The organism is Singulisphaera photorubra, from assembly GCF_045290345.1.
Lineage (GTDB): Bacteria > Planctomycetota > Planctomycetia > Isosphaerales > Isosphaeraceae > Singulisphaera.
Genome location: NZ_CP155447.1, coordinates 7,908,205 through 7,934,611, shown reverse-complemented (window position 1 = coordinate 7,934,611; position 26,407 = coordinate 7,908,205). Strand labels below are relative to the sequence as shown.

The window sequence follows — 26,407 nt, the reverse complement described above, 5'->3', positions numbered from 1 at the left end:
GACAGCGAATCGAGACCTCAAGCGTCACGACGCAAGCATTCTTCAATGATGAGTATCTCCGCTACCAACGCCCGCGACGGGGATTCGGGGAGCGACCAAATCCCACGCCGCGAGCGCCGGGAGAGCGACATCAGTCGCACGCTTCGTAACTTCGAGAATGGGAAGATCAGGCGACGAGGGGGCTCACTTGTACCTTGATCTCCTGATAATAGAGGGCGGTGAGTCCCTCAAAGCCTGAGTCGGTACCGACGAGCAACCAGAGGTTGCCATCGTTGTCGGCCTTGGCGGCGAACGTATGCGTGTGCTGTTTCGTCAAAGAGACGTAGGGCACAGGATCTGTGCCATTCTCAGTCTCTCCGTTGGCAATGTGTCCCACAGCCGAGGCACCCGGCCCGCCGGTTGACTGGTCGCCGATATCCACATTCAAGCGGACGAATCCATTGTTCGCGACACCGCGAGGTTCGACCGGTCCCGCGCCCGCCTTGAGGACGACCGCTTCGCCAGGCGCTCCCCCCACGCCGAAGGAACCGCTCGGCGCGTTCGAGGCCAGGGTGATCTGGAACTTGACGGAATAGACCTGGTTGGGAACGATTCCGTCGGTGACATCAAGCTTCCGCTTGAGGTACATGAACACGTCGTCCGAGCGGTTGTGGCTCTGGAGCAGGTAGCCGGTTCCGTTCACTCCCAGACTAGGAGGGAGGGGGCGTAACCCGGCTTGGAGCTCGTACGACGCATTCGGATTCGCAGGCAGGTCGGCAAAGCCAGACTCCCAGCCTTGGTCTCCTTGAGTGAAGTCAAACGAGGCGGTGACGGTCTCAACGGCCCCCACGCGTGTCACCACAACCTGATCGCGGGCGGTCTGACCGAACGTGTCGGTCGCCACGACGGCGATCGGATTTGCCCCAAGGTTCAGCGGGACGGTGAACCGATAGCGGCCATCGGGACCACTCGTCGTCGTCGCCTCGAATGACCCGTCGGCCCCGCGGTCGAGCCGGACGATCACCCCAGGGGCCGTCTGGCCTGCCACGTCGACGGTGGCCTTGTTCACCTTGCCATCGCCGTCCGGATCCGCCGCGGGGTCGAGGCCAACACGGGTCGTCAGCGGACGAATGCGGGTCGAAGCCCCAAAGTTGCGGGCGGTGATTCCGAGATCGACCAGGCTCACTCGGCCGTCGCCATCGACGTCGGCGCCGGGAGCGATCCCCGACGCGCCGGCGCGGCGTCCCAACGCCTGTCGAATCGCCGACAGATCGAACCGGTCGACACGGTTATCGCCATTCGTGTCTCCCGCCAAGGAGACGGACAGGGTGTAGTCACCCGTGGTTCGTCCCTCGGCTCGTGGCCGGATCGTCAGGGCTCCCGGGAGAACGGAAGCGATGGTCACACTGGCCGTGCCGCGTGGGACGTCAGCGCGGCGAGAAAGGATCCGAACCCCACCCGGGATGGCCGACTCAAGGGCTGTTGCCCCTGGATCGAGTCGACTGCCATTGGCGGCTCGTGCTTCGACCCTGAGGAGGACCCGCCCGCCCGGGGCCGTGTCGAAATCAGACGGATTCACCTGAACGGCAATCGGGTCGCCGGCCGGGCCGCTAATCCGCCCCTCGAAGTTCGCAAATCCCGGCACGGTCGAAAGTAAGGTACGCGGCTCGAGCCGATCGAGCGTGGGATACGCTGGAGTTCGCCGTCGTCTCGGATGGGAATGAGGGGAGCGCAACATGGTGTTTGCTCCTGGGTGTCGTGAATAAGAGAGGTCGACCCGAACATGAGCCATTTCTTGCACATGCCAAGCCGTCCGCCACGGACTGGATCACCCCTAAAGTCGGGTTCACGACTTATCCGGCGACAAACACGTGGCCATAATCTGACATTGCGATCATTTTCCCGCACCAATCCCGCATGCCTCAGCGCGAGACTTCCGCCCCTCCAACCAGAGGGACGCCAATCGCGAATCATGCAGGGAAGCACAGAACTCACACCAAGACGCAATCCAAACTCAATGTTTCAATATCGACACGGTTGCATTATCTACAATTTCAATTTCCAGGTTTTTCTGCGTTTTCCATCGCGATCCTTTTGAGGTCGAAACCGAGGATCCTTCCCCAGAGCCGTTCGTAGGACTCGACCACGCGCTGGGTGGAATAGGCCGTTTCGACGAGGAAGCGGCCCGCGTCGCCGTAACGGCGAAGACGGACGGGGTCGGTCGCGGCGTCGAGCAGAGCCTGCCCGAGCTGGTTGGAATCGCCCGGCGGGACGAGCCAACCGGTCTGGCCCGGAATGACGAGTTCGGTGCTCCCCTCGACGGCCGTCGCGACGACTGCGCGGCGGGCCGCCATGGCTTCGAGGACCACGTTGGGCATCCCTTCCCAGAGCGACGGGAGAACGAGCAAGTCGGCCGCCTTGAGGAGCGACGGGACGTCGTTGCGCCGGCCCAGCCAGTGAACCCGGTCCGCGAGTGCCCGGTTCTCGGCCGTTCGCTGGTGAAGTTGAGCCCGCTCCGGGCCATCGCCAACCATTAAGAGGTGCCAGTCGGGCCGGGCGGCGATGACCTGTTCCGCGGCGTCGAGCAGGAAGGGGATCCCTTTCTGCACATCCAGGCGGCCGACACAGAGCACAAGCCGGGCATCGACAGGCACGCCGAGGGACTCGCGTGAGCAGGCGATCGCCCTGTCGTAGGGCAGGGGATCGATGCCATTGGGGATGACAGTCAGCCGCGCCGAGTCGGCCCCGCCGACGTCGCGGAGATGGTCGCAAACTCCTTGGGAGACACAGACCGACCCCAAGGACAGGGCCGAGGTCCAGCGCTCGAAGTTCAGGTGCCAGCGTTTCTGGTGCTCGGCCACTCGAATGCCACCGACCACCCAGGGAGACCCTGCCAAGACCGACGCAAATCGCGAACCGATGTTCGCGTGAAACATGAAGCTCTGCACGAGCCTGGGCGAGCGATCGCCGAGCGCCTTGGCCAGTCGACGCACCGCCTGAAACGGCCGTCGGCGATCGACGTCGAGACAGACGGTCTCGACCGCCGCCGCCCGGAGCGGCTCGACCAGGGCTCCATCGGCCCCGAGCGCAATCACCGAGGGCTGCCAGCGTTGGCGGTTGAGCCTCGTGGCCAGAGCCACCAGGGCACGCTCGGCGCCGCCGACGTCGAGGTCGGTAATCACCAAGGCAATCGGAACAGGTTGGTCCGGCCAGGGTTGGCGTTCGGCCGTTTCAAGTCGTCGGGCGAGAGTTTGCACGGGTCGGTACAATCGAGTCAGAGGGGCCGCAGGTTTCGCGAACGCGCGAAGATTTCCCAAAGAGGCCAATGGGGAGCCTCGGCATTGCTTCGATTGTGCCCGTTCAGAACGGTCAGGAGGAAGAGGTTTGCAGACCTCGGAATTTGATTTCACGCTCCCTGGCGAATTGATCGCCCAGCATCCGGTCGAACCGCGAGACCAATCCCGGCTGATGGTGATCCGCCGTGATCAGCAGCGCTGGGAGCATCGAACGTTCGCCGAGCTTCCTGACTTGCTCGACGTCGGCGACATTCTCGTCCGCAACAACACGCGAGTTGTCCCGGCCCGTCTCCTTGGGCTCCGTGAGGCCACTGGCGGGCGGTGGGAGGGCCTCTTTCTGCGGGCGTTACCGGAGGGGACCTGGGAGATCCTGGCCACAACGCGCGGGCGTCCGGTCGAGGGCGAGCGCGTGGTCGTCGGCCAAGGACTCAAATTGACGCTGGAAGCGCGGGGCGAGGCGGGGCGTTGGATCGTGCGCCCGGAGTCCGACGAAGCCGCGCACGACCTCCTGGGCCGGCACGGACAGATTCCACTGCCTCCGTATATCCGCAAAGGACGCGAGGACCCGGGCGATCGGCTCCGTTACCAGACCCTCTACGCAAAGGCTCCCGGAGCCGTGGCCGCGCCCACGGCCGGGCTTCATTTCACGGACGACGTCTTCCGCCGCCTGGCCGAGCGTGGAATCGCCAGCGTTGACGCCACGCTTCACGTCGGCCTGGGCACGTTCCGACCGATCGAGGTCGAACGCATCGACGAGCACCAACTGCACGCGGAGTGGGCCGAGCTTGGCGTTCCCGAGGCCACCCTTTTGAGCGAGCACAAGAGCCAAGGGGGCCGGATCGTCGCCGTCGGAACAACCTCGGCCCGGATCCTGGAAACGAGCTCAACCTCGGGAACCATCCAACCGTTCTCGGGTGAGACCGCGCTCTATCTCCGGCCCGGGCATGTGTTTCGAGGGCTCGACGCCCTGCTCACCAACTTCCACCTGCCGCGTAGCAGTCTGCTCGTGCTGGTGGCGGCCCTGGCCGGGGTCGACCTGGTTCGCGCGGCCTATGCCGAGGCGATCCGGGAACGCTATCGGTTCTACAGTTACGGCGATGCCATGCTGATCCTCTAATCCATGGATCGCCGCCGTTGGCGACTTCGGGTCCAGAGCAGACAGAGGGGAAACCGATCGGGTGCCATTGCCCAGGTTTTTCAACGCGATAAGATCGTCCGTGATCGCCGCGCCGGGGCTCTGTCTGAGTTTGCCCGGGGCGATCGTCGAGAGGCCGCAAAGAGACAGAGGACAAGGACAGGCTCATGGCGACGGACTCAACGGCTGCTCCGGATATTGTGCGGCTCTTCACCGACGGTGCGTGCAGCGGAAATCCCGGCCCCGGAGGCTGGGCCTACATCCTCAAACACCCGGCCAGCGGGCAGACCATGGACGCCTCGGGGGCCGAGCCCGCGACCACGAACAACCGGATGGAACTGACCGGGGCGATCGAAGGCCTGGCCACGCTCCGCCGCCCCTGCCGCGTCGAGCTGATCACCGACAGTCAGTACGTGGCCAAAGGAATCGCCGAATGGATGCCGAAGTGGAAATCGCAAGGGTGGCAGCGTAGAGAAGGGGGCCGCCTGAAGCCGGTCATGAACGTGGATCTCTGGCAGCGGATCGACGAGCTTCTTACCCGACATAAGGTGCGGGTGACTCACGTCCTCGGCCACAACGGCCACCCCGAGAACGAAGCCTGCGATCGGATGGCGGTCGCCGCGTACAAGGCGCTCAGGGCCGACATGCGGGGATGATTGGGCACGCAGAAGAGAGAGCCCGGCGCTCTGGATGACGCCGGGCTCCTTGGGCCATTATTTTCCCCGGCCGACCGAACTCGATCACCCGAGCACGTTGGCGACAGCCTCGCGAGCACGTTTCATCAAGTCACTCTCCGCGGACTTCGCGCCCGGGAGATTGAACATCATGGCGGCGGCCAGCGGAGCCTGCCATTTCGGGTCGCTCGCCAGCTCACACTCTTCCCAGGCGGCGGCGGCGAACTTGTAGTCGTGGCTGTCGCGTCCCTTGTGGAAGATCATCCGTCGCGCCGCCGCGAAGATCAGGTCGGTCGATCCTCCTTGCTCCAGGTAGGCCACGGTCTTGCCGGCCGCCTTGCCGCGGCCCTCGGGTCCCTCGTTGATCGACTCGAAAATCTCGGCGACCGCATCGTCTCCCTTCGAGACCTCGCGTTTCAAAGAGGACAGGTCGTCGATCTTCGTGCCTTCCTTGGGCTTGATCCGGCCCCGGAACATGGGCTGCCAGCCTACGGCCTGAAGCAGCGCCAGGCGTCGGGTCGTCTCATCGCCACTCGCTCCGTAGATGAAGTGCAGGGCGTTCGCCGATGTCACGGCATGGATGGCGAGGATCCCCGGGCTTCGCATCAGGATCTCGCTCCCGGAGAGGACGACGGCATCCCACAACGAGCTGGCCGCAACCCCTTGATTGAGGAGCTTGACCGCCTCGGCTGAAGCGTCTTCGGGCGTGGCATGACGCATGACTTCCAGGAGCGATCGCGTCGCGCTGGGGTCGGCTTTGCCGCCTTGCCAATCGTCGCGAACCTTGCCGGCATTCTCGAGGTTGGCCTCGTAGGGGCCGACGGCCACAGGCCGTGAGTCGCCGCTAAGGTCGAGCAGGCCGAAGGCGAGGGAGCGGAGCACCGGTTCAGCGTGCTGCCAACCGATCGCCTGGAGGGTCCGCCAGCTCTGCGCCGCGAAAATCGGCTTGTGGCCGATGTTGCGCTGATCGCGCACCGCCATCCGCCAGAACGGTTCCATGGTCTCGGCCGCCCCCGAAGTCCGGGCCAGGGCGGCGACTGCCGTGTCGGCGGCCTGGGCGTCCCAGGCCTCCATGGCCCGGATAAACTCGGTTCGCGCCTTACCAGGCTTCGGCAACCGGGCCTCGTCCACCTTACCGAGGGTCCAGTCCCCTTCCTTGATGTCCTGCGCCTGGGAGTTCTTGAAGGTGTCGAGCGCCCAGAGCAACGGGAGCAGGCGGTCCGAGGCCGACGCAGTCTGTCCCAGCAGGTGCGCCGAGTTGATGACCATGACCGCATGGAACTTGAAGCCGACCGGATGCGGTTTAATGTTGCGGATGCCCGCCAGGAAAAGGCCGGAGAGCAAGTCGCGGTACGAGAGCCCCGCTTTGAGATGTCCGACGGCCACTTCCAGCGCCCGATCTCGGGGGGTCTCCTCGATCCAACGCACCACGGGTTCGATTTCCGGGCGAAACTGAACCGCATCGGGCCCGACCTTCAAATCGTCCGCGCGTGCGGAGCGGATCGCGTCGAGCCCGATCCCACCCCCCAGGCCCGCTCCAAGTCCCAATGCCGAGGCCGACTGCAAGAACCGACGTCGCCTTAGAATCCCGTCCATCACAGGCTCCCTTCCATCCTCAAGTTGCCCGGCCATTTCAGCGCGGCCCCCGCACGCCACCGCCAGGCGCAGGAGAGATCGAAGGCCGCCCCCGCTATTACAATGCGTCAACCCCGGCAATGATATCCCCTAATCATTGCCGACCCGAACGCCTTTGACGCCAAGTCCGCGACTTCCCTGGTCCAAGGTCTTCGCCCGCATCTCCTCCCTCGACTCGCCGGCAGCCCCCCTCCCTGAACGCAAACCATACCGGAGGCGCTTGCGCTGACCGCTTTCAACATAGCCGCCAACATGATCTTCGCAAGCGTTGTGGATCTGATATAACCTTATGCGGCGATAGACCGACCACTCCTCATGTTCTGCCGGCCGCCCGAGTCTGTCCGTTTAACCAGCCAAGCTCACTATGATTCGTCCTCACCAGATTCGCTCCCTCGTGTTTCTCGTTCACACCGAGTTAAAGGTCGTCTCCCCCATGGCGTTTCAAGTGACCTGTCGCGAATGCGGCCATATAAACCAAATAGCCACACCAATACGACCCAATAATTATATTTGCGGCGAATGTGGAATCACGGGTTCGCTGCCCGCGGCTCCGGAATCGCTCGGTAATTCGACCAGAGAATCCACTGCGCGGTTTCATTGCCCGTCGTGCGGGCGAAAGTACGCGATAAACCCCGTCCTGGCCGGCAAGAAGGTCCGTTGCAAGGGTTGCGGCGAAGGGGTCTGGATCCCCGGAGCCGAGTCCGCCCCCTCACAATCCAAAATCAAAGTCAGTGAGACCTCGCCCCACGCGATACCACCTGAGCAACCCGCCGCGGACACCGAGCAAGGCGTCACTGGTCGCACGCGATCTCACGCGGTCCCACCGTCGGAATCCGAGGCCAGGGGGCAAGTTCACCAGAAGGTCCCCGGCCGGGAGGCCGTCGAATCCACCAAGAGTGAGGTGAGGGGCGAGAACGAACAAAAAGACGCGAGGAACACAGGATACTTCGATCCCAGGGAGACCCTGACTGTGGCCGGCGGTATTACCGCGTTCGTGGCCGTGCTCGCCTTTCTGTCATGGTGCTACCCCGACCTCCGGTTCCTGATCGGAACTTTCCTGTGCATCCTCGGATTCATCGTCTACTTGCTTGGGGCCGCCTCCCTCAAGCAAGTCGTCACCGAGGAAGGATTCCACCACGTCGTTCTCTTCCAATACTTCCCGCCCTATCAGTGGTATCTGGTGGCAACGCGTTGGTCGGAGACAAAGGATTTCGTTGCGTTCTTTGCCACCGGACTCATTATCCTGGGAATCGGCGTGACCGTCCTCAAGACCTCCCCGATCGGCAAGAAGGGGGAGGACTCGGAACGTGCCGAACCCAGAGTCCAGCAGGGCAGTCAGCTTGTGCCTCCCCCGGCCTTCTCAGGAGGGGTGGCCAAAGAAATCGATTGAAGCGACTCAGATCCGGCCTCGGCATGGGACGACCACCGCGACCGACCGAAAGCCTGATCGACCTGCCCATGGACTCGCGGCAATCACCAACCCATCCCGTCCGACGGTGAGGATGATCATACGGCCAGAACCGGACCTGACGCCAAGGGCGTCGAAAAACGTCGAGACGACGTACAGGAAGCGTATAGAAGCGAAAGCCGTCGTGTCGTCTGCAGCACTGGCAATGGCCAACCGTGAGGCGTCATTCCTTCGCTTTGGCCTTCTCGCGATCGGCGGCCTCGGCCAGAACGGCTTCCGGGTTTTCCTTGAAGAGGTCGCGGCAGCCCGAGCAGCAGACGTGGTAGGTTTTGCCTTTGTACGAAACGGCCATCGTCCCGCGGCCCTCGGTGACGATGCAAATGGGACCGGACTCGCCCGCGGCGAAGGCAATTCCATCGCGGGTATAGCCCACCTCACCAAGCTGGTAGAACGTCCCGTTGTCCGGGTCCTGCATCTCCAGCTTCAACAAGAGGCGAGATTCGTGGAGCAGCGTGAGGGTGATGCGGCGAACTCCGGTTCCAGGCCCCTCGGCGGCCAGGACGAGGGCTTTCCTGGCATTAGCCACGCCTTGATAGGTCCGTGAAGTCCCATCGGCCAGGGTGGCGACGAGGGTGTATGTCTGCGGCTTGGGACCCGCGTGAAGAACGACGGACTTGAGGTATTTGCCCTTGTCGATCGTGGCTTCGAGAGCCGCGTCATCGGCGCTGAGCTTCCAGGCCCAGGTCGCTTCCTCACGCCAGGCCCCCTTGACCTTTCCTCGCTCGGGCATACCCGAACCGCGCCACTTACCCACGAGCGAACCGTAGGGCTTCAGGGCCGCCTGAGCTTCGCGTCGCCCGCCGGGGGGCGTTGCAGCACTCCCGACGGATCCCACGCAGCCGACCAGCAGAAAGGCACAAAGGAGCTTTGGAGAGTTGGTGCGCATCGAGTTTTCATCCACTCGCGCGCCGGCCCGGTCGCCTCAATTGCGCGCTCAGGTTTGCTGAAGTTGATTGATCTTATTGTAGAGCGTCTTGAGACTGATGCCTAGCTCCTTGGAAGCCGCGGGCTTGTTGCCGTTGTGCTTCTCCAGGATCACCTGAATGTACTTCATTTCGATGTCACGGAGCGTGGGCGAACCCTCGGGAATCTGGAAATGAGGGCCGGCGACGGCCGAGGGCGGCGACACCGTGACCGAGGACGACCGCCGCGAGGGAACCTGGGTCGGCAGATGCTCGGGATAGATCGGGCCTCCGCCCGAGAGGATCGTGGCCCGCTCGATCGCGTTGGCCAGCTCACGGATATTCCCCGGCCAATCGTGGGACTGGAGCGCGGCGATGGCTTCGGGAGTCAGCGCCGTGTCGAGGTCGGCCCGGCGCGATCCAAACCGCATCAGCATATGCTTCGCGAGTGCCGGGATGTCCCCCTTGCGTTCGCGTAGCGGGGGCAGGTGGATCTCGAACGTGTTGACCCGGAAGAACAGATCCTCGCGGAACTGCTCCGCCTCGATCATCTCGCGAAGGTCACGGTTGGTCGCGCACAGAACGCGAACGTCGACGCGGAACGGGTCGTTCTCGCCGACCCGGCGAATCTCCCCCGACTCGAGGAAGCGGAGGAGCTTGACCTGAACGCTCTTATCCAGCTCGCCAACCTCGTCGAGGAAGAGCGTGCCGCCGTTGGCGACTTCGAAGAGTCCCTTCCGATGGGTGTCAGCGCCAGTGAACGACCCCTTGCGATGGCCGAACAGCTCGCTTTCCACCAGGTTTTCAGGCAGGGCCCCGCAGTTGACGGGGATGAAGCTGTGCGTGGCTCGCTTGCTCTTGTCATGCAGGCTGCGTGCGATCAGCTCTTTGCCCGTGCCGGTCTCGCCCAGGATCATGACGCTGGCGTCGGTCGGCGCAATCGTGTCGATCAGGCGGCGGACCGAAAGCATCGACGGCGTGTCACCGATCAGGGTCGGCGACCCCTCGGCGCTCTTCAGACGGGTCTCGAGCGCGGCTGCCTTGTTGGTCAGGTCGCGCCGTTCGCTGACCCGGCTCAAGATCACCTCGAGCTCAGCCCACTTGCAAGGCTTGGTCAGGTAGTCGAAGGCCCCCAGCCGCAACGCTTGGACGGCGGTATCAACCGTGGCGTGCCCGGTCAGGATGATGACCTGCGTGTCGGGATTGAGCTGGCGAATCTTACCGAGGACCTCGATGCCGGTCATGCCGGGCATCCGCAGGTCGAGCAAGGCGGCGTCGTACGACCCCTTCTCCAGGGCTCGCAAGGCCGACGCCCCGTCGGGGCAGACGGTCACTTCATGGCCAAGGCGAGGAAGCTCCATCTGCATCAGGTCGCGCAGGTGGGCCTCGTCGTCGGCGAACAGAATTCTGAGGCCACCCTGGTGGGACTTCTCCATGAGACAGGTCTCCTCCGTGAGACTCAACCGAATCGGGGAGAATTCCCCACCTTCGTGCTTAAGATCGTCAGGCGTCAGGCCGCGCGATGGTTCTTAGAAGACATCGCCGACTCGTGGGGAGCGTCCTCGGCCGGGCGAATTGGCAACCGGACCATGAACGTGGCTCCCGCCCCTTCACCTGGACTGGTCGCCATGATCTCCCCCTGGTGCTGGCTGACGATCCGATGTGTGATCGACAGGCCCAGCCCCGTCCCTTTGCCTACCTTACGTTTCGTGAAGAACGGCTCGAAAATATTCTCGAGCACTTCTGGAGACATGCCGCAGCCATCGTCGGCGAAGACCAATTCCGCCATCCCTTCGGCGTGACGCATCTCGATCCGAAGCGTGCCTTCGGGCTCCATCGAATCGAGCGCGTTGACCACCAGGTTCAGGACGACTTGCTTGATCTCCTGGCTGTCCACGTGCGCCATGACGGCCTCACGGGGCTGGAAAACAATACGCTTGCCGCGATATTTGCCCATGTGCCGGATCATCTCGACCACCCCCTGGATGAGGCCGGCCATGTCGGTCCGTTCCCGCTGAATCTCCGCACAGCGAGCGAAGTCGAGCAGTTTCTCGGTGATGTTCTTACAGCGGAACGCCTCTTCCTGGATCATCCGCAGATAGTTGCGAACGACCTTCGAGTCGGCGCCATCGTGGGCATCGAGCATCGGCCCCAGGCGGTTTTCAAGCGCCTCGGAGCAGAATGCGATTGATGCCAACGGGTTGTTGATTTCGTGGGCCACCCCCGCGGCCAGGAACCCGACGCCCGCCAACTGCTCCGAGCGAACCAGTTGACGGCTTCGCTCATGAACCTGGCGCTCGAGATCGGCATAGGTCACGCTCAACCGCGCGGTCATGTCATTGAACGCCTCGGCCAAGGCCTGCATCTCGTCGCCGGTCTTGAGGTCGATCTTATAATCGAAGCCGCCCCGCGCCACGCGACGGACGCCGCGTTGAAGGAGTCGAACCGGGTAGAGGACCCAGCGGTGAAACAAGGCGGAGAGCCCGCAGAGCATCGCCAACACGGCCAGCGCCGAGGTCCAGACGATGATCCGGCTGGTCTGATACTGGTTCTTCGACATCGTGAGAACCGCGTAAAAGTCGCGGTGCAGGATGTCCGGGAGTTCCATGACGCGATGATTCAGCCGCGCGATCGTCTGACTGAGCCGGACCGGATCCTGAGAACCGGCCACGGCGATCGGCTGCGACTCGGGGTGACGGGCCAAGTAGGTCATCGTCCCCGGCAGGCTCGGCTCGATCGGGGCCCCTGGGTTCAGCTCATTCAGGATCGCGGTCAGATCGCTGTCGATCAGGAAGGCGAGCCCCAACTCGTCGCGGCCGTCGTCGGCCCGGTTGCCCTGCGTGGTATTCTTCCGGAGCCACGTATGATAGTCGAGCAACGCCTTTTGCGCTTGATCGACCTTGTTTTTCAGCTCCAGCCGCTCCTCGGGCGTGTCGACGTCCCCCATGCTCTCGAGCGGAACGACGACTTGCAAAAGTTCCTTCGACGCTCCCAGCTCGTGGAGTTGATCAACCAGCTTCAGGTTGCTCGCGTGAAACGCGTGCAGGCCGAAGATCGACCCGCCCATGAGGGTGAGCATCATGCCGACAACCAAGGTCAAGCCAGCGATCAACTTGACTCGGATGGGCCACTGAGGCATGGCGACGACCTCCTTGTCGCGGGGCGGACACGTCCTTTGTCCGGGTGCGGAAGATGTACGGGGACTATAACAAAGTCAGCCCGACCCACAAAGCCACATCGCGTGACTTTTCCTCAAGCCGGGAGCCCCATTCGCCGACCGCTCCTTGCGAAGGCCAGACCGCACTGCTCCCGGCCGATCAGGCCGACCCCACTCCGTGAAACCCCCGTTGCGTGGGTCCGGACGCCAGAACTGGCGTTCACCGCAAATGATCGACCGAACCCGTCGCCAGCGCGATCAAGACGGCCGAGATCAACCCGACAGCCACCACGACCCGCAGTCGAGAGACATCCGACTGGAACCGGTTGACCGCTTCCGGTTTTCCCTCCAGCCCTTCGAGGAAGGCGATCCGCCGCGCGATGCTGCCATGTCTCCAGGATCGTGTCTTGAATTCCATCCCGTTCAAGGTGGCAACGTTCGTGAGCGCATTGGCGAAGATCCGAATCCCGACCGGACAGAGCCCGGATCCGGATGATTCTCGCCCCGGCTGGCGATCGAGGTCGAGGTGGGGAGGGCATTCGACCTGGCCGCAGGAGACGGCCCGGCAACCGAAGACATCGGCCTGCCGCTCAAAGCGCCTCGAGACGTGTCCGAACACCACGAGGAAGTAGAGGCCGGCCGTGAGCAGGACGGTGGCCGCCTGAATGATCATGCCCAGAACCGGATGCGACTGGCCGCCCAGGACGTTCGAGAGGGCGAGCAGGGGAGGGTCGATCGCCTCGCCCATCAAAGCCAGGACACCCAGACTGCCCAGGAAAAAGAAACCAAAAAAGAGGAGGTGCCGATGCGCGATATGCCCGATCTCATGGCCGAAGACCGCGGCGATCTCGTGGTCGTTGAGGCAGTCGATCAGAGCGTCGGAGAGAAGCACGTAGCGGAACCTCGGCAATGAGCCCGTCACGCAGGCGTTGACAACCGCTTGCCCCGTATCCCAGATCAGGATATCCGAGCAGCGGAAGCCGAGTCGCTGCGCCTGGTGTTCCAGGCGTTCTCGCAACGGCCCGTGAGGCAGGGGCCGCGTCGGCCAGGCCAGCCGGATAAAGAGAGGCGAGAGCACCAGAACGAGCACCCCCATCAGGCAGACCTCGATCGGCAAAGCCCAGGCGCTGGCCGATAGCTCCGGCCATTGGCGACTTACCAGGTCTTGGCCGAGCGAAAAGACGACCAGGACCGGCAGTACAAGGCCCAAGGTCTGCCGCGCCCGGAGTAGAACGTAACGACCACGGCCCGCCGTCCGGGTCACTCCGAAGCCGCTTCGCAGGATCTTCTCGGCGGGATAAAGCCCCCACCAGCTCACGAGTTGCATCAGCACGAACGGAAGCAGAATCAGGGCTTCCTCGACAACCGCCACTGGCCCTGCTCCGAGAGCGGTCCGCACCACGCGAGGCCACTGCCACTCATGAATGATTACGCTGAAACTGACCAGGATCGAGATTTCGAGTATGCGAGCCGATCGTGAGTAGCCACGGCGCAATGCGTTGCTTGCGTGCCCGGTGCGAGCCACCCGGGTCGAGACCCAGAGGCCGAGCCCCATCGACGCCAGTGAGACCAGCGCAACCAGGCCGAGCGCGGCCGTGGCCCGGCTTCCAAGCTCTGCCTGAGTCAGTGGATTGAAAGGGCCTGCCGATTCGAGTCCAAAGGCCAGAAAGAGGGCGAACAGCAAAGGGAGCGGCATGCAGCCTCGTGGAATGAAAAGCAGGGATTGCGGAACGCGATGCGGAGGTCAGCCCGAACCCTCGCGGGGTGAAACTTTTTCTGCTCGTGGGTCCGGCTTCAGCCTGTCACCACCTCGAGACCAGTAGGGAGGCTGAAGCCGACCCGACAAGAAAGACGAAAAACGGCCGGAACCCGCCGGCCGGCGGAAAGTTCGACCGAATCGCAGCCCCCTTGAGGCAAAGTGGCTCGCTCAAAGCGCAGCCACACCGATGACGACGAGTTGAATCGGCTGCGGAATCGCCGCCGTCTCCCCCTTGGGAACCAGATTCAACGTCGAAACCACGCCCCAGGTGTTCTTTTCCTCGTCATGAACCATCGAGGGCCCCCCCTTGGGAGCAGACGGGGGCACCTCGAGCAACATCAAGATGGCAGGGTGGCTCGTTCCTGCCGACTCCGCACTCTCTTCGTGCAAGAGCTTCTGGTCCAGGTCTCCGAGCGTCTTGTCCTTCGCCGCGGGCAAGAGAAGCGCGAAGTCGCGAAACGGACTCGCGCCAAGGTGGTCGCCATTCATGGGCTGAAGCCCATAACGCATGGTGTAAACGCCTTTGGAGATCGCCTGATCGCGGAAGTCACGCCCCTCGTCGGAAAAACGAAGCGCCCCGATCAATTCCCCCGTCTTGAGCGTCGGAAATAAGACAGGCCCCTGAGGGCCGGCCGGTTTGCCGGCAGCCGGGATCGCCTTGCGGAACCAGAGATCGGCATAGGGCTTTCCCTGATCGTCGACGATCCGGATCCCTTCGGCGTTCAAGGTGGCTTTGATGGGATCGGCCAAGGCCGCGGGAGGAGCTTCCTTCAACGGCTCAATCTTGAACGACTCCTGAGCCTGAACGCTGGCGGGGAGTAGCAAACTGAGCAGGGCGAGGACACGGTTCCAACGCATAAGGAGTCTCGATTCTCAACGTCATTGGGAGTCGTCAATGCGGCCGAGTCCGCCGCCTCGCCCAACATGGGCTCGTGTTGGATGCGTCGTCACGAGAAAACGCCAAGGGAAAGCCCGATGGTCGGATCGGGCCTCCCCTCGGCGTTCCCTGGGAACATTCGGATTGGCCGAAACCTCGGCCGTTGCTCTCAGAGCGAGAAACGACCGACATAGCTGCTGCGGCAGTTCGGGTCATCCCACTTCGACTCCAGCCCTTGCCCCTTGTACTGGTGGCCGAGGGTGTAGGCCGGCAGGGCCACAACGCCCTTGGAGAGCGGGGCGTAAGCCACGACTTCATTGCCGCAGAAGTGGTCGCCCTCGTCGAGCGGACGGGTGACGATTTGGGCCAGGTTCGCGGCCCAGAACGAGGCCCGAGGGGCATGAGGCATGCCATGAGCGGCATGGGTCTCCGCCGTATCGGCCACCGAGTGGGCTTCGACCTTCAGGCTGATCCGGGACGACTTGACGTCGACGATATTCGCCAGCCGCTTGCCGCCGAGTTCACGGGCCATTGCGATCAAGGCCTCGCGCTGGCGCTCGTTGGCGTTGGCATCCACGATGATCACCGCGCTGGCCTGGTCGGGCTTATCTTCGGAAAGGGTCGTCGATGCTTGCAGGGCCGCGGCGACGCTCAAGCCGTTCAGCTCGACCCCGTTGTAAGCGCCTTCGGTTACTTTCCAGGCCATGATCGCCTGCTTACCGTAGATGAAAACTTCGGCGTTGGAGAAGCAAGGGCCGGTGAAAACGTCAGCCGTGCGGGCCTCGACATAGTCTCCACGAATTCCGGCCGCGCCGGCCACGCTCACACTAGAAACGACCAAGGCCCCGCAAAGGGCGCTCAGAGCTTTGAACATGGTTCCTGCTCCAGGATCGCAAAAAGGAAGGGTGGGGGCGGGTGGAACCCTCGAACCTTCAACACAAATTGGATTATGCGAGGGAATCCGAGCCGAAGTCAAGGGCCGGGAGCAGTGACCGTCGTGGGCGGCCGGCCGAACAAGTGGATCTCGATCCGGCGATTTTGAGCCCTCGACGCGTCATCCAGGTCGTCCGTCATGGGCTCCGACGACTCGAAGCCGGCAACCTCGATCCGCGCGGGATCGAGTCGCGCCTCGTGGGCGAGTCGGTCACGGATCCGGGTCGCTCGATCCAGACTCAGGTGTCCCGGGGCAGGGGCCTCTTCCTGAAGGCTCGCCTGCCGCACCGGAGAACTATCGGTGTGGCCAGCGACCAGGATGCGGACGTCCTTGGCCGCCGAATCTTGGAGTGCGGTCGCGAGCGTCTTGAGCAAGGGCCGGGCGGCCGGTTTGAGCTCGTCGCTCCCTGGCTCGAACAACGCGTCGGATGAGAGGGTCAAGACTCCCGAAATCGAATTGAACTCGCAACCTGGACGGTCCCTGGCGAACTCCTTGAATCGATCGATCATCGAGGTCGAAACCGGATTGGCCGAGGCCTGGAGCAAGTTCTTGACGCGGGCGTAATCGGCAGCGAGTTGGTCGCGTTCATCCTGATAGGCCTGGACCGTCCCCCGCAGACGTTTGACCTCGTTATCCTGCGTCAGAAGCCGCCGGGCATCGTCATCGGCGCGTTGAAGGAGCTCGCTGTATTGCGAGCGTTGACTCAACAAGGTGTCGTTGAGACGAGCCTTATCGGCTTCGAGAGTCTGGCTCAGCTTATGGCAATCCTCGAGCCGCGAACGGGGAACAAAGGAACAGCCGGTCAAAAGACCGGCCAATCCGAAGGCCAACAGACGCGTTGCTCGTAACGGCCAGGACGGCTCGACCATCCGTTCCGACTCCTTTCGGCACGACCGGTCCACCGAAGAATCCTTATCATCGATAAATCAGGTCAGAAGGACCCGTCCGCATCCCGGCGAACGGGTCTTCGCAAACAGATCGATGGCTCAGCTCGAGATCAAGCCCGCCAGGCTCCTGACGAGCCCAGACGCCGGTGAATTGCCCTGGAATTCGTAGAGGTTGCGTACGAGATCCAGCGACACAAACGCCAGGAAGAGCATGAACAGGGTGGCGACCCCGAGCATACCGACCCAGAGACCGCCCCACTCAGCCGACGCACCAGGCGCGGCCAGTACTGAAGGCGCGGCGGCGGCACGTCCCGCCGAAGAGGGCGAATCGCTCTCGCTCTCCACGTCCCAGGCGCTGGCCATCTCGCCGGAAGTCGCTTCTTCGAAGCCGTCGTCGTCTTCTTCCTCGTCGAGGAGTGCAGGGCCCATCGCGGTCGCCGCATTCTGGTCGACGTCGTCCTCGTCGATCGCGAAGACCTCGGAGCCGGTATCGGCCTCCTCGAGCTCAAAGTCGCTGGCCGCTTCGAGCTGCATGGTCCTGTCATCCGCGTCGCCGTCGGAAGCCAGGGCGTCGACCTCGAAGTCGGTATCGTCGAAGATGTCCTTCTCGGCCTTGCGGGCCGCGGGAGGCGGAGTCGCCGCCAGGCCGGGCTTCTTGGTTGGCTTGGGCGGGGAGGGCATCGCCTTGATGTCGTCGCCGCTCAAGGGGGCCAGTTCGATCGAGCTCGCCCCGGCATTCAGACCCAGGCCCGGCGCCATCTGGAGATTGATGCCCGAATCGCTCGGCCGCGACAGGTTGATGCCCGAGAAGCCGGGATCGGCGGCGGTCACGTCCGAGTCGCTCGGCCTGACCATCGGAGTCGCTTCGAACTCGTCGCTCGGCTCCTCCAGCGCACTCAGCTCGAAGTCGCTTCCGGAGTCGGGCTGCAACGCGTCGATCACGCTTGAGGGGGTCAGCTCGAAATCGCTGTCGGCTTCCTCCTCTTCGTGGATCGCCGGCACTTCCGCCGAGGAACCGAAGACGGGACTCTGCCGGACGGCCGTGTCGTTCGGCTTGGGCGCCAGCGCCTGGTAATCGGAGGTGTCGTCGGCGATCAACGTCACATCCGAGTCACTCGGCGGCTTGAAGCTGGTGGGCGACGCCAACCGCACATCCGAGTCGCTCGGACGTGCGCCGGGGTGAGGACTGTCGGGAATCAGACGGACGTCGGAATCGCCCGGCAGCTTCCCACCGCTGTTATGCATGCCGATGATCACCGAGCTCGAAGCGGACATCGGGTTCGGGGGAAGTGACAGGTCGTCGAGCAGAATATCGTGGTCGGAGTTGATATCCGCCCCAGACACTTCCATCGACGCGGGGCCAAGATCGGCGTCGGCCACACCGAGGTTGAATTCGGAGAGGTCGAAATCATCGCCCAGCTCGGCCTTGGTGACAGGTACATCAAGGTCGGAGAGGCGCAATTCGGCATCGCTGCCCAGGCCCCGCCGACGCGCCAACTCATCCACATCAACGACGCGGAACCGCCACGAACCACCATCAAGGAACGCGCGGACTTCACGCTGCTGAGCCTTGCCCTGCAATTCCTCGGGACTCATTCCAAGGACGCGGGCAGCTTCTTCGAGAGTATAGAATTGAGCCATGGACGTGCTCCTCGCGGTCGGAGTCGGCCTCAACGGCCGGTCGTATTCGGTTCGATTCGCGTTCCGAGATCGGCTGAGGAGGGATCGCGACGGCGAACACGCCCACGTTCCCTCGAAACTAACGCGTCGGCTGCCCCAAGGTCTTGATCATCGACTCGACCGAGGCGACATCCGGTTCCGCGTTGTTATATTGGCTCAGCTTCATATCCCACTGGTATTGCCGACAGCCCGCGAGCTGAACCGCTCCCTTAGGGTTCGAGGGATCGATCCGGTAGATCGCAAAGGCATGGGCCTTGGTATCAATCAAATAAAGAAATTGCGATGTTCCGCCGTTGCTCGACGTCGAAAAGGCGATAGTGCCTGAAGCGTCGTTGCCGGCCGCCGCTGCCATCCGAGACCGTTCCGCGCCAGGCAAGCCATCCGCCAAGGCTGAAGGCCCCCGCACATTGCCGAACCCTCCCATAACAGCCAGGCCCAACAACAAACCCGGTACGCCGTAACGCACCACGTCACTCCAGCCACGCAAAGCCATTGCCGTCTCCTCCTTGAACTGCCCGGGATTGCGTCACCACTCCTCGGAGACACACCGTCAAGGCACCACCCCGAGCCCCGCTATTTTTTTGAGATAGCAGGACGGAAATTGTTCGTCACGAGGCTACCGGCTTTTACCGGTCTTGTCCAGTTTACCACATCCGACAAAGAAATGAGGCAAGACACTCAAGTCGGTGTGGGAGAACTTGTCCGGAATCACCGGGATAGGCATTTCTACACTGATAATTTTACCCGTTCGAGCTAATGCTGCAAGGCCAGAGAGCGTGCGCGGAGCGATCCGGCAATCTTGCCTGATCCTCTTATTCGAGAGACCTAAGGGCTGGTCGGCCAAGAATCTGGAATCGCGTGGGTACTTGAAACTGAAGGGAACGACTCGAAATGGTCCTGCGGGGGAACTCATGGCGTCGCGACGAATCAACTCGCTCCTCTGGAAATTGTTTGACTTTGCTTGAAACAACCGTCACTGTTCGAGTATGGTTTGAGAATTACGACGGTGTCTCGACGAGAGCTCGTCAAACCCGCCGCACTTTCGGCCGGCCGCTCCCTGCGGTCCCGAAAGAGCGACTCTCTCGCCTCCGTTTCGAAATTCGACGACGAGGAGCGATCGATGCACGCTCGACGAACCAAGGGGTCATGGGCGCTTGCCCTCTCCGCGCTTCTGATCTGGCAGGCGGGTCCGGTCCGTGCGGCCGATGACCCGGCCGTGTTGATCGGGACTCCGTCCTCAGTTGCCATCGAGCCCACGGGCGCGATACTACGAGGCCGACGAGCGACGAGCCAGTTGATCGTCACTGCGACCTATGCCGATGGGACGGTCCGCGATCTGACCCGCGCTCTGGAATGGGTCAGCCTCAACCCAGAGATTGCCACCGTCACCCCCAAGGGGCGAGTGGTGCCCGTAGGCGATGGCACGGCCACCATCGTGGCCCGACGCGGCAGTCTCGAAACATCGACGGTCGTCAACGTTGAGAAGACAGGGCTGCCGGCGCCGGTGAGCTTCCGCCGCGATGTGATGCCAGCGTTGAGCCAGGCCGGTTGCAACATGGGCGCCTGCCACGGCACCCCCACCGGAAAGGGGGGGTTCCGTCTCAGCCTCCGCGGCTATCTCCCCGACCAAGACTTCATCACGCTCACCCGCGAAGTCGCCGGCCGGCGGATCAACCCGCTCGCCGCCGAGACCAGCCTGCTCCTCCGTAAGCCGCTCGGAGAACTTCCCCACGAGGGAGGGTTGCGGCTGATCCGTAACACCAAGGCCTACGAATTCCTCCACGACTGGATCCAGGAGGGGGGCAAAGACGACCCAGGGGCCGTCGCTCCCGTACGGCTCGAAATCCTGCCAGGGGCGCGGGTCCTCAACGATGTCGCCAAGACGCAGCAGGTCGTCTCCTTGCTCCACATGGCCGACGGCACGGTGCGTGACGTCACCTCGATTGGTTACTACGACTCCTCGAATCCCGAAATCGCCGAAGTGGATGTGGACGGCCACGTCACCTTCAAGTCGCGTGGGGAAGTGGCGATCATCGCCCACTACCTCGACCTGGTCGCCAACGTCAGGTTGACCCACCTGGTTGAGGTCCCCGGCTTCAAATTGGCCGAAGTTCCCGCCGACAACGTGATCGACAAAACGGTCTACGCCAAGCTCAACCGAATGCGGATCAGCCCGTCCGAGCCGTGCACCGACTCGGAGTTCATCCGCCGCGCATACCTTGACACCATCGGTGTCTTGCCCCGCCCGGAAGAAGTCGAGGCGTTTCTAGCCGACCCCTCACCCACTCGTCGGGAGCAACTGGCCGACCGGCTGCTGGATCGTCCTGAGTTCTATGACTTCTGGACTTTGAAGTTCGCCGATATCCTCCGGTCCAACGGCCGCCTGATCCAGTCGAAGGGAACGTTCGGATTCAACCGCTGGATCCGCTCGCACCTCGAAAAGAACACGCCGATGGACCAGTTCGTCCGCGAGTTGCTGACGGCCGATGGCTCGGCCTTCAAGAACCCGCCCGCGAACTACTACCGCATTAGTCGTGACCCGGAAAACCTGACCGAAACGACCGCTCAGCTTTTCCTCGGCGTCCGGATCCAGTGCGCCAAGTGCCACAACCACGTCTTCGAGAAGTGGACTCAGGACGATTACTACGGCTTCGCCGCCTTCTTCGCGAGGGTCCGCCAGAAGAAGGGCGCGCTCCCTGAAGATGAAGTCGTCTTCAGCGCAAAGGATGGAGAAGTCCGTCAGCCGAGGACAGGGCAAGTCATGAAGCCGAAGGTGCTCGGCGGCCCGGTGCTCGATGACCCGGCGGTGCCCGATCGTCGTCAGGCGCTCGCCACCTGGCTGACCGGACCCGCCAATCCGTTCTTCGCCAAGAGCCTGGTCAACCGGGTCTGGTATCACCTGATCGGCCGTGGCATCGTCGAGCCGGTCGATGACTTCCGCGACTCGAACCCCTCCTCCAACGATGAGTTGCTGGACGGCCTGACCGCCGAGTTCGTTCAAGGCAAGTTCAACCTCAAGGCCTTGATCCGGTCGATCTTGATCAGCCGAACCTATCAACTCAGCGCTCGCACCAACGAGCTCAACGGCGACGATACGCTCTACTTCTCGCACGCCTTCACCAAGCTCTTGCCCGCCGAGGTTCTCCTCGATGCCATCTCGACGGTCACCTCGACCGTCACCACGTTCGACAATCTGCCCAAGGGTTTCCGGGCGACCCAGATTCCCGATGGCAAGATGGAGAACCCGTTCCTCAAGACCTTTGGCCGGCCCGCTCGCGAACTCGCCTGCGAATGCGAACGCGAGAGCGACTCGAACCTCTCACAGGCCCTCCAACTCATCGGGGGCGCCACGGTCAACGGCAAGCTCCGTGACGACAACGGCCGTATGTCCACGCTGGCGAAGAGCACGAAGACGCCCGAGGAGATCACCAAGGAGCTCTACCTGGTGGCCCTCGCTCGTGACCCCAACGCCAGCGAGATGGCCGCGGCCGTCAAGCACCTGAATGCCGCGACCGACCGCCGACAGGCCGTCGAAGACCTGGGATGGGTCTTGATCAACTCGAAGGAGTTCCTGTTCAGGCATTGATCGGAGGGCAGGGGATCGCGACGAGATCGTGATCCCCGCTTCATTCCGCCCAATTCGACACCGTAACCTTCAGAGAGCGTGGCATCATTGCCACGCTCTCTCTGTTTGCGCAGTGCAAGCCGGCTACACCTCGCCGACCCGACGGCGGACCAGGGCCGGCCGGCTCGGGGACAAAGACTCGGCTCCTCCTGCCTACGAGGGTCCGGAAACCCGATCGTAATAGGAATTGACGGCCGGCTGGCCCGTAGAGTTCGGCCCGGCCCGGTCGTCCGCGCCCATGTAGCGGAAGGGCAGGTCGAGGAGCGCTTTCTTCCCGCGGCAACGGATCAGCCGACGCCTCGGATCGTACTCCACCCCTTCCCGCCGCAACGCAGTCGAGACGTTCCGTCCCGCCGCGCTGCCGTCGCTCCACCTCAGGTTGTGAAGATCTAAACTTGCCGCGAACAGCCCATCCTCGGTCAGCCAGGAGGCGGCCCGGGAAATAAGCCGGAGTTTGTCGCCGACGTAGTGCAGCCCGTGGACGCAAGTGATCACGTCGTACTGACGGTCCGCACCCCAGGCACTCAGAGATGCTGTCACCAACCGCAAACCGGGCAAGTCGGGGTCGGGCCTGAGGAACATCCCGACCAGATCCACACCCACGATCGTGATCGTCGTTCCGAGCCCGTTGTTGTGGACGATCCGAGCGGCCTCGATCAGCGCCTTGCCGCTGCCGCAGCAGAGGTCCAGCCAGGTCGCCGAGCGACCGTTGGAGGCCCGCTCACGCAGGAGATCGAGCGGATTGAAACCAAGTTCCTTGTCGTAGCCATTGGTGCCAGCAAGATTTCGCTCCCGGTTCATTCGGCAGTTGGCCACGACCGCCGATCGCTCCAACTCGTCGTCGTCGAGGAGATCCATGAATGTCCCCCATCGTGTTCAGCACAAGATTGGCGCTTTTTTTCGCCCTGGCTAATCTTGCCGTCAACGGGTGCGGGTGGCTGGGCTTCAACGTGTCCGGTGGATATGCCCTTCCGTGAGTTGATCGATCTCGGTATCGGCTTCGTTTCCCTGACCGAAACACTCGACCTCAATACGCCGATCGGCCAGGCAATGGCGAAGAAGTACCGAAAGCCGGAGTCGTGCAACTTGAAAGCTGGGTTCAGAACGCTTGCGTGCTCGACAAAGTCGATAACAAGCTCCGACAAATCCTTAATTCCTTTATACCGGTTACAATGCACGGCATCTCGGGCTTGGGCCGTCGTCCATCACCAAAATGCGGGTTCTGGCCAGCATGTCTCAGCCGCGCGAGCCATCCGAAGAAATTCATGCGTCGTCATCGCGGTTTTCCACGACGCACTGGTCGCTTGTCCTGACAGCGCAGGACAAGTCTTCGCCGACTTCGGCGGAGGCGATGGAGCTGCTCTGCCGCATCTATTGGTATCCGCTCTATGCGTATGTGCGGCGACAGGGACACCACTCGCACGACGCGCAGGACCTCACCCAGGAGTTTTTTTCGCGGCTGCTGGAAAAAGGATACCTTCATGCGGCAGCGTCGGAAAAGGGACGCTTCCGCACCTTCCTACTCGTCGCGCTCCAGCGGTTTCTCGCCAATGAGTGGGACCGAGCGAGGGCGCTCAAACGGGGCGGTGGGCGCCCCCATGTCCCGCTGGATGCCGCAGCGGCCGAGAGCCGCTATCAGACGGAGCCCGCGGACTCGATGACCCCGGAACGCATCTTCGAGCGGCGTTGGGCTGTCACGGTGCTGGAGCAAACGCTGATTCGGCTCCGCGCCGAGTATGAGCGGCTGCAGCGCCTGCCCGAATTCGAGCGTCTGAAAGAGTTCTTAACCGCGGAGCGGGGCACGATTCCTTATGGCGAAGTCGCCGCTGCGCTCGGAGTCAGCGCCGGCGCGGCACGGGCCGCCGTCCATCGGCTCCGCAAGCGGTTTCGCGAGCTGTTCCGCGAGCAAGTCGCGCAGACCGTTTCCAACTCGGACGAGTTGGAGGACGAGCTGCGTTATGTGGTGGCAGCGCTGAGCGGCGGCTAGGGTTTCGAGCGGCCCCAAAACCCCTCGGACAAAACTCTTCATAGCTGATCGGTGAAACATGACCGCATCCACCTCCATCCATCCGGAATGCCCGCGCTGCGGCGCCAAAGTGGCTACTGATGCGCCCGAAGGCCTCTGTATCCGCTGCCTGGCAAATCTCAATCTCACGGCTGACAGCGTCCTCACCGGTGCGGAAGCCTCGCGATCAGAGCCCCCCTCGCTGGAAGAGATTGCGACCCATTTCCCGCAGCTCGAAGTCTTGGCCTGCCTGGGACGCGGCGGTATGGGGGTGGTTTACAAGGCGCGGCAAAAATCGCTCGACCGAGTCGTGGCCCTCAAGATCCTCGCCCCCGAGCGGGAACAAGATCCGCAATTCGCCGAACGCTTTGCTCGCGAGGCCCAGGCACTTGCAAAATTGAGTCACCCGCACATTGTCACGGTCTACGACTTCGGACAGGCCGACGGGCTGTTTTATCTGCTGATGGAGTACGTTGACGGCGTGAACCTGCGCCAACTCCTCCGCACGCGCCGGCTCGAGCCAAAAGAGGCCTTGGCCATTGTGCCGCCAATCTGCGACGCGCTGCAGTACGCGCACGATCATGCCGTCGTCCACCGCGACATCAAGCCGGAGAACTTGCTGCTCGACAAGGCCGGCCAGGTGAAAATCGCCGACTTCGGCATCGCCAAGATGCTGGGGGGCGACAGCACGCCCGACGAGGAGCAGAGAGTCGGCACGCCGCACTACATGGCCCCGGAACAGCACGCGACTCCCCAAGCAGCCGACCATCGCGCCGATATCTATTCTCTCGGCGTGGTCCTTTACGAAATGCTCACCGGCGAATTGCCCGCAGGCCAATTCGAACTCCCATCACGTAAAGTCCGGATCGACGTTCGTTTGGACGAGATCGTCCTGCGTGCGCTCGATAGCGAACCGGAGCTCCGCTTCCAACAGGCTGAGCAAATGAAAACAGCGGTGGAGACGTTGACGAGAGTCGGACAGGAGATTGGGCCGGACACGTCGCCGTCGGTATCCAGAGCGAATCGATCCAAATCCCCAGAATCACTAAATTCTTTTACATTCATCATCTCTGCATCAATTGCGATCACGCTGGCGGTATTGTTCCTGGCGGCCAATTTGGGAATCCTCTCCCAGTTCAGAGGCCGTGTCTCAGGCGATTCTCCCAACACACGGAATTCGAACTTTACTGAAGAGGCCCAACGTGGTTTGGACGCGTTCGAGAGAGCGGATTACGATCAAGCCATCGTCGCCTTTGATGAGCTGATCCGGCTCGACCCGAATCACTCCGAGGCCCACAGATGGCGTGGGGATGCCTCGTTGAATAAGTTTGAGTTCGGCAAGGCGTTGTCCGAATACGACGAAGCGATCCGGCTCGATCCGAAAAATGGCATGGCCTACTGTGGTCGTGGCGCCGTCTCGACCGTGAAGGGGGAATTCGATAAAGCGATCGCCTCCTTCGATGAAGCGATCCGGCTCGATCCGCAGATCGCCAACATGCCGTTCTACAAACGCTACAGGGCAGCGGCCAAGTCGCTCCCCCCAAACCCGGAGAATCCGACGTTTGCTGAAGAGGCCCAACGTGGTTTGGACGCGTTCGAGAGAGCGGATTACGATCAAGCCATCGTCGTCTTTGATGAGTTGATCCGGCTCGATCCGAATCACTCCGAGGCTCACAGATGGCGTGGGGATGCCTTGCTAAATAAGCACAAGATTGACAATGCGCTGTCCGAATACGACGAAGCGATCCGGCTCGATCCGAATAATGGCATGGCCTACTGTAGTCGTGGCGCCGCCTTGACCGAGAAGTGGGAATTCGATAAAGCGATCGCCTCCTTCGATGAAGCGATCCGACTCGATCCGCAGATCGCCAACATGCCCTTCTACAAACGCTACAGGGCAGCGGCCGAGTTCCCTTGGTCCCTGGGCCTCTTGGTAGTCGTCCCACTGCTCGCTTTCGGCTTATGCCTCTTCCTCGCATTCGCCGCGTGGTCCATCCTGCGGCACAGGAAACCCAAGCCCGACAAGGACCTCTAACGTAACCGGTCGCCGGGCCCGGATAGAGTACCAGACTGGTCTAACGCCGGAGCGAAGCCCCAGAACGGTCAGGTGCAAAGCCCACATCAGCATTGACGATCATGACTTAATGATATTGACGGTTTCCCGATCCTCGGATACGTTCCCGCTGCATCTCTTCGCCCACTCCCCCCGGTAAGTGTGTCGGTCGAATCTCCCCTTTCGCTGGGGCATAGCTATGCCATTTCTAAGCCCGTCGAACCGACAGCCGATGGTCCGCAACTTCATCACATACATGATCCTTGCTGGATACATTCCCCAACTCGCAGGCTGTACCAGCCCGCAGGTTGCCCACCGAAAGCTCAGTTCCGAGATTCCTG

Annotated in this window: 19 protein-coding genes; 6 read left to right on the top strand and 13 right to left on the bottom strand. The window is 62.6% G+C overall.

The window, feature by feature from the left end; translation table 11 throughout:
• Positions 1 to 166 precede the first annotated feature (166 nt).
• Together V5E97_RS29875 and V5E97_RS29870 are read right to left on the bottom strand one after the other, a co-directional pair.
• The gene (locus V5E97_RS29875; protein ID WP_406695215.1) at positions 167 to 1,717 is read right to left on the bottom strand and encodes a dockerin type I domain-containing protein; all 1,551 of its coding nucleotides are present in this window, start codon (positions 1,715 to 1,717) and stop codon (positions 167 to 169) included.
• Positions 1,718 to 2,033: 316 nt separating this feature from the next.
• The gene (locus V5E97_RS29870; RefSeq protein ID WP_406695214.1) at positions 2,034 to 3,236 is read right to left on the bottom strand and encodes a glycosyltransferase; all 1,203 of its coding nucleotides are present in this window, start codon (positions 3,234 to 3,236) and stop codon (positions 2,034 to 2,036) included.
• Positions 3,237 to 3,363: 127 nt separating this feature from the next.
• Between V5E97_RS29870 and queA the strand changes: the two genes are divergently transcribed.
• Both queA and rnhA read left to right on the top strand, forming a co-directional pair.
• Positions 3,364 to 4,392 (top strand): tRNA preQ1(34) S-adenosylmethionine ribosyltransferase-isomerase QueA, encoded by a 1,029-nt coding sequence (queA, locus tag V5E97_RS29865; protein WP_406695213.1) that lies wholly within the window; start codon positions 3,364 to 3,366, stop codon positions 4,390 to 4,392.
• Positions 4,393 to 4,577: 185 nt separating this feature from the next.
• Positions 4,578 to 5,066, top strand: a complete 489-nt coding sequence (rnhA, locus tag V5E97_RS29860) for a ribonuclease HI (protein WP_406695212.1) — start codon at positions 4,578 to 4,580, stop codon at positions 5,064 to 5,066.
• Positions 5,067 to 5,150: 84 nt separating this feature from the next.
• Here rnhA and V5E97_RS29855 read toward each other — a convergent pair whose 3' ends face one another.
• A complete protein-coding gene (locus V5E97_RS29855) occupies positions 5,151 to 6,680 on the bottom strand; it encodes a hypothetical protein (protein ID WP_406695211.1) in 1,530 nt (509 codons plus the stop codon).
• A gap of 1,009 nt (positions 6,681 to 7,689) precedes the next feature.
• On the opposite strand from V5E97_RS29855, the gene V5E97_RS29850 reads away from it, so the two are divergent.
• Positions 7,690 to 8,109: a hypothetical protein gene (locus V5E97_RS29850; RefSeq protein ID WP_406695210.1), complete on the top strand. Its 420-nt coding sequence runs from the start codon at positions 7,690 to 7,692 to the stop codon at positions 8,107 to 8,109.
• Positions 8,110 to 8,350: 241 nt separating this feature from the next.
• Here V5E97_RS29850 and V5E97_RS29845 read toward each other — a convergent pair whose 3' ends face one another.
• The 9 genes from V5E97_RS29845 to V5E97_RS29805 all read right to left on the bottom strand — a co-directional run bounded on the left by V5E97_RS29845 (position 8,351) and on the right by V5E97_RS29805 (position 18,876).
• Positions 8,351 to 9,073 (bottom strand): hypothetical protein, encoded by a 723-nt coding sequence (locus tag V5E97_RS29845; RefSeq protein WP_406695209.1) that lies wholly within the window; start codon positions 9,071 to 9,073, stop codon positions 8,351 to 8,353.
• A 48-nt stretch (positions 9,074 to 9,121) separates the two neighbouring features.
• Positions 9,122 to 10,525, bottom strand: a complete 1,404-nt coding sequence (locus tag V5E97_RS29840; protein ID WP_406695208.1) for a sigma-54-dependent transcriptional regulator — start codon at positions 10,523 to 10,525, stop codon at positions 9,122 to 9,124.
• 74 nt (positions 10,526 to 10,599) lie between these two features.
• Positions 10,600 to 12,228, bottom strand: coding sequence for a sensor histidine kinase (locus V5E97_RS29835; RefSeq protein ID WP_406695207.1), 1,629 nt, complete (start codon positions 12,226 to 12,228; stop codon positions 10,600 to 10,602).
• A gap of 238 nt (positions 12,229 to 12,466) precedes the next feature.
• Positions 12,467 to 13,942, bottom strand: a complete 1,476-nt coding sequence (locus tag V5E97_RS29830; protein WP_406695206.1) for a M48 family metallopeptidase — start codon at positions 13,940 to 13,942, stop codon at positions 12,467 to 12,469.
• Positions 13,943 to 14,173: 231 nt separating this feature from the next.
• Positions 14,174 to 14,863, bottom strand: coding sequence for a hypothetical protein (locus V5E97_RS29825; RefSeq protein ID WP_406695205.1), 690 nt, complete (start codon positions 14,861 to 14,863; stop codon positions 14,174 to 14,176).
• A 188-nt stretch (positions 14,864 to 15,051) separates the two neighbouring features.
• A complete protein-coding gene (locus V5E97_RS29820) occupies positions 15,052 to 15,756 on the bottom strand; it encodes a DUF1326 domain-containing protein (protein ID WP_406695204.1) in 705 nt (234 codons plus the stop codon).
• A 98-nt stretch (positions 15,757 to 15,854) separates the two neighbouring features.
• Positions 15,855 to 16,685, bottom strand: a complete 831-nt coding sequence (locus tag V5E97_RS29815; RefSeq protein ID WP_406695203.1) for an OmpA/MotB family protein — start codon at positions 16,683 to 16,685, stop codon at positions 15,855 to 15,857.
• A gap of 117 nt (positions 16,686 to 16,802) precedes the next feature.
• The gene (locus V5E97_RS29810) at positions 16,803 to 18,344 is read right to left on the bottom strand and encodes a helix-turn-helix domain-containing protein (RefSeq protein ID WP_406695202.1); all 1,542 of its coding nucleotides are present in this window, start codon (positions 18,342 to 18,344) and stop codon (positions 16,803 to 16,805) included.
• A 118-nt stretch (positions 18,345 to 18,462) separates the two neighbouring features.
• Entirely contained in the window at positions 18,463 to 18,876 is a 414-nt protein-coding gene (locus tag V5E97_RS29805) for a hypothetical protein (RefSeq protein ID WP_406695201.1), read from the bottom strand.
• Between the two features lie 627 nt (positions 18,877 to 19,503).
• Between V5E97_RS29805 and V5E97_RS29800 the strand changes: the two genes are divergently transcribed.
• Positions 19,504 to 21,969, top strand: coding sequence for a DUF1549 domain-containing protein (locus V5E97_RS29800; RefSeq protein WP_406695200.1), 2,466 nt, complete (start codon positions 19,504 to 19,506; stop codon positions 21,967 to 21,969).
• Positions 21,970 to 22,161: 192 nt separating this feature from the next.
• Here the strand turns inward: V5E97_RS29800 and V5E97_RS29795 are convergent, their stop codons facing one another.
• Positions 22,162 to 22,866 carry a class I SAM-dependent methyltransferase gene (locus tag V5E97_RS29795; protein WP_406695199.1) on the bottom strand — a complete coding sequence of 235 codons (705 nt, stop codon included), beginning with the start codon at positions 22,864 to 22,866 and terminating at the stop codon, positions 22,162 to 22,164.
• A 373-nt stretch (positions 22,867 to 23,239) separates the two neighbouring features.
• On the opposite strand from V5E97_RS29795, the gene V5E97_RS29790 reads away from it, so the two are divergent.
• On the top strand, positions 23,240 to 23,995 hold the full coding sequence (locus tag V5E97_RS29790) for an RNA polymerase sigma factor (RefSeq protein WP_406695198.1): 756 nt from the start codon (positions 23,240 to 23,242) through the stop codon (positions 23,993 to 23,995).
• Between the two features lie 58 nt (positions 23,996 to 24,053).
• Positions 24,054 to 26,048 (top strand): protein kinase domain-containing protein, encoded by a 1,995-nt coding sequence (locus V5E97_RS29785; RefSeq protein WP_406695197.1) that lies wholly within the window; start codon positions 24,054 to 24,056, stop codon positions 26,046 to 26,048.
• Positions 26,049 to 26,407 lie beyond the last annotated feature (359 nt).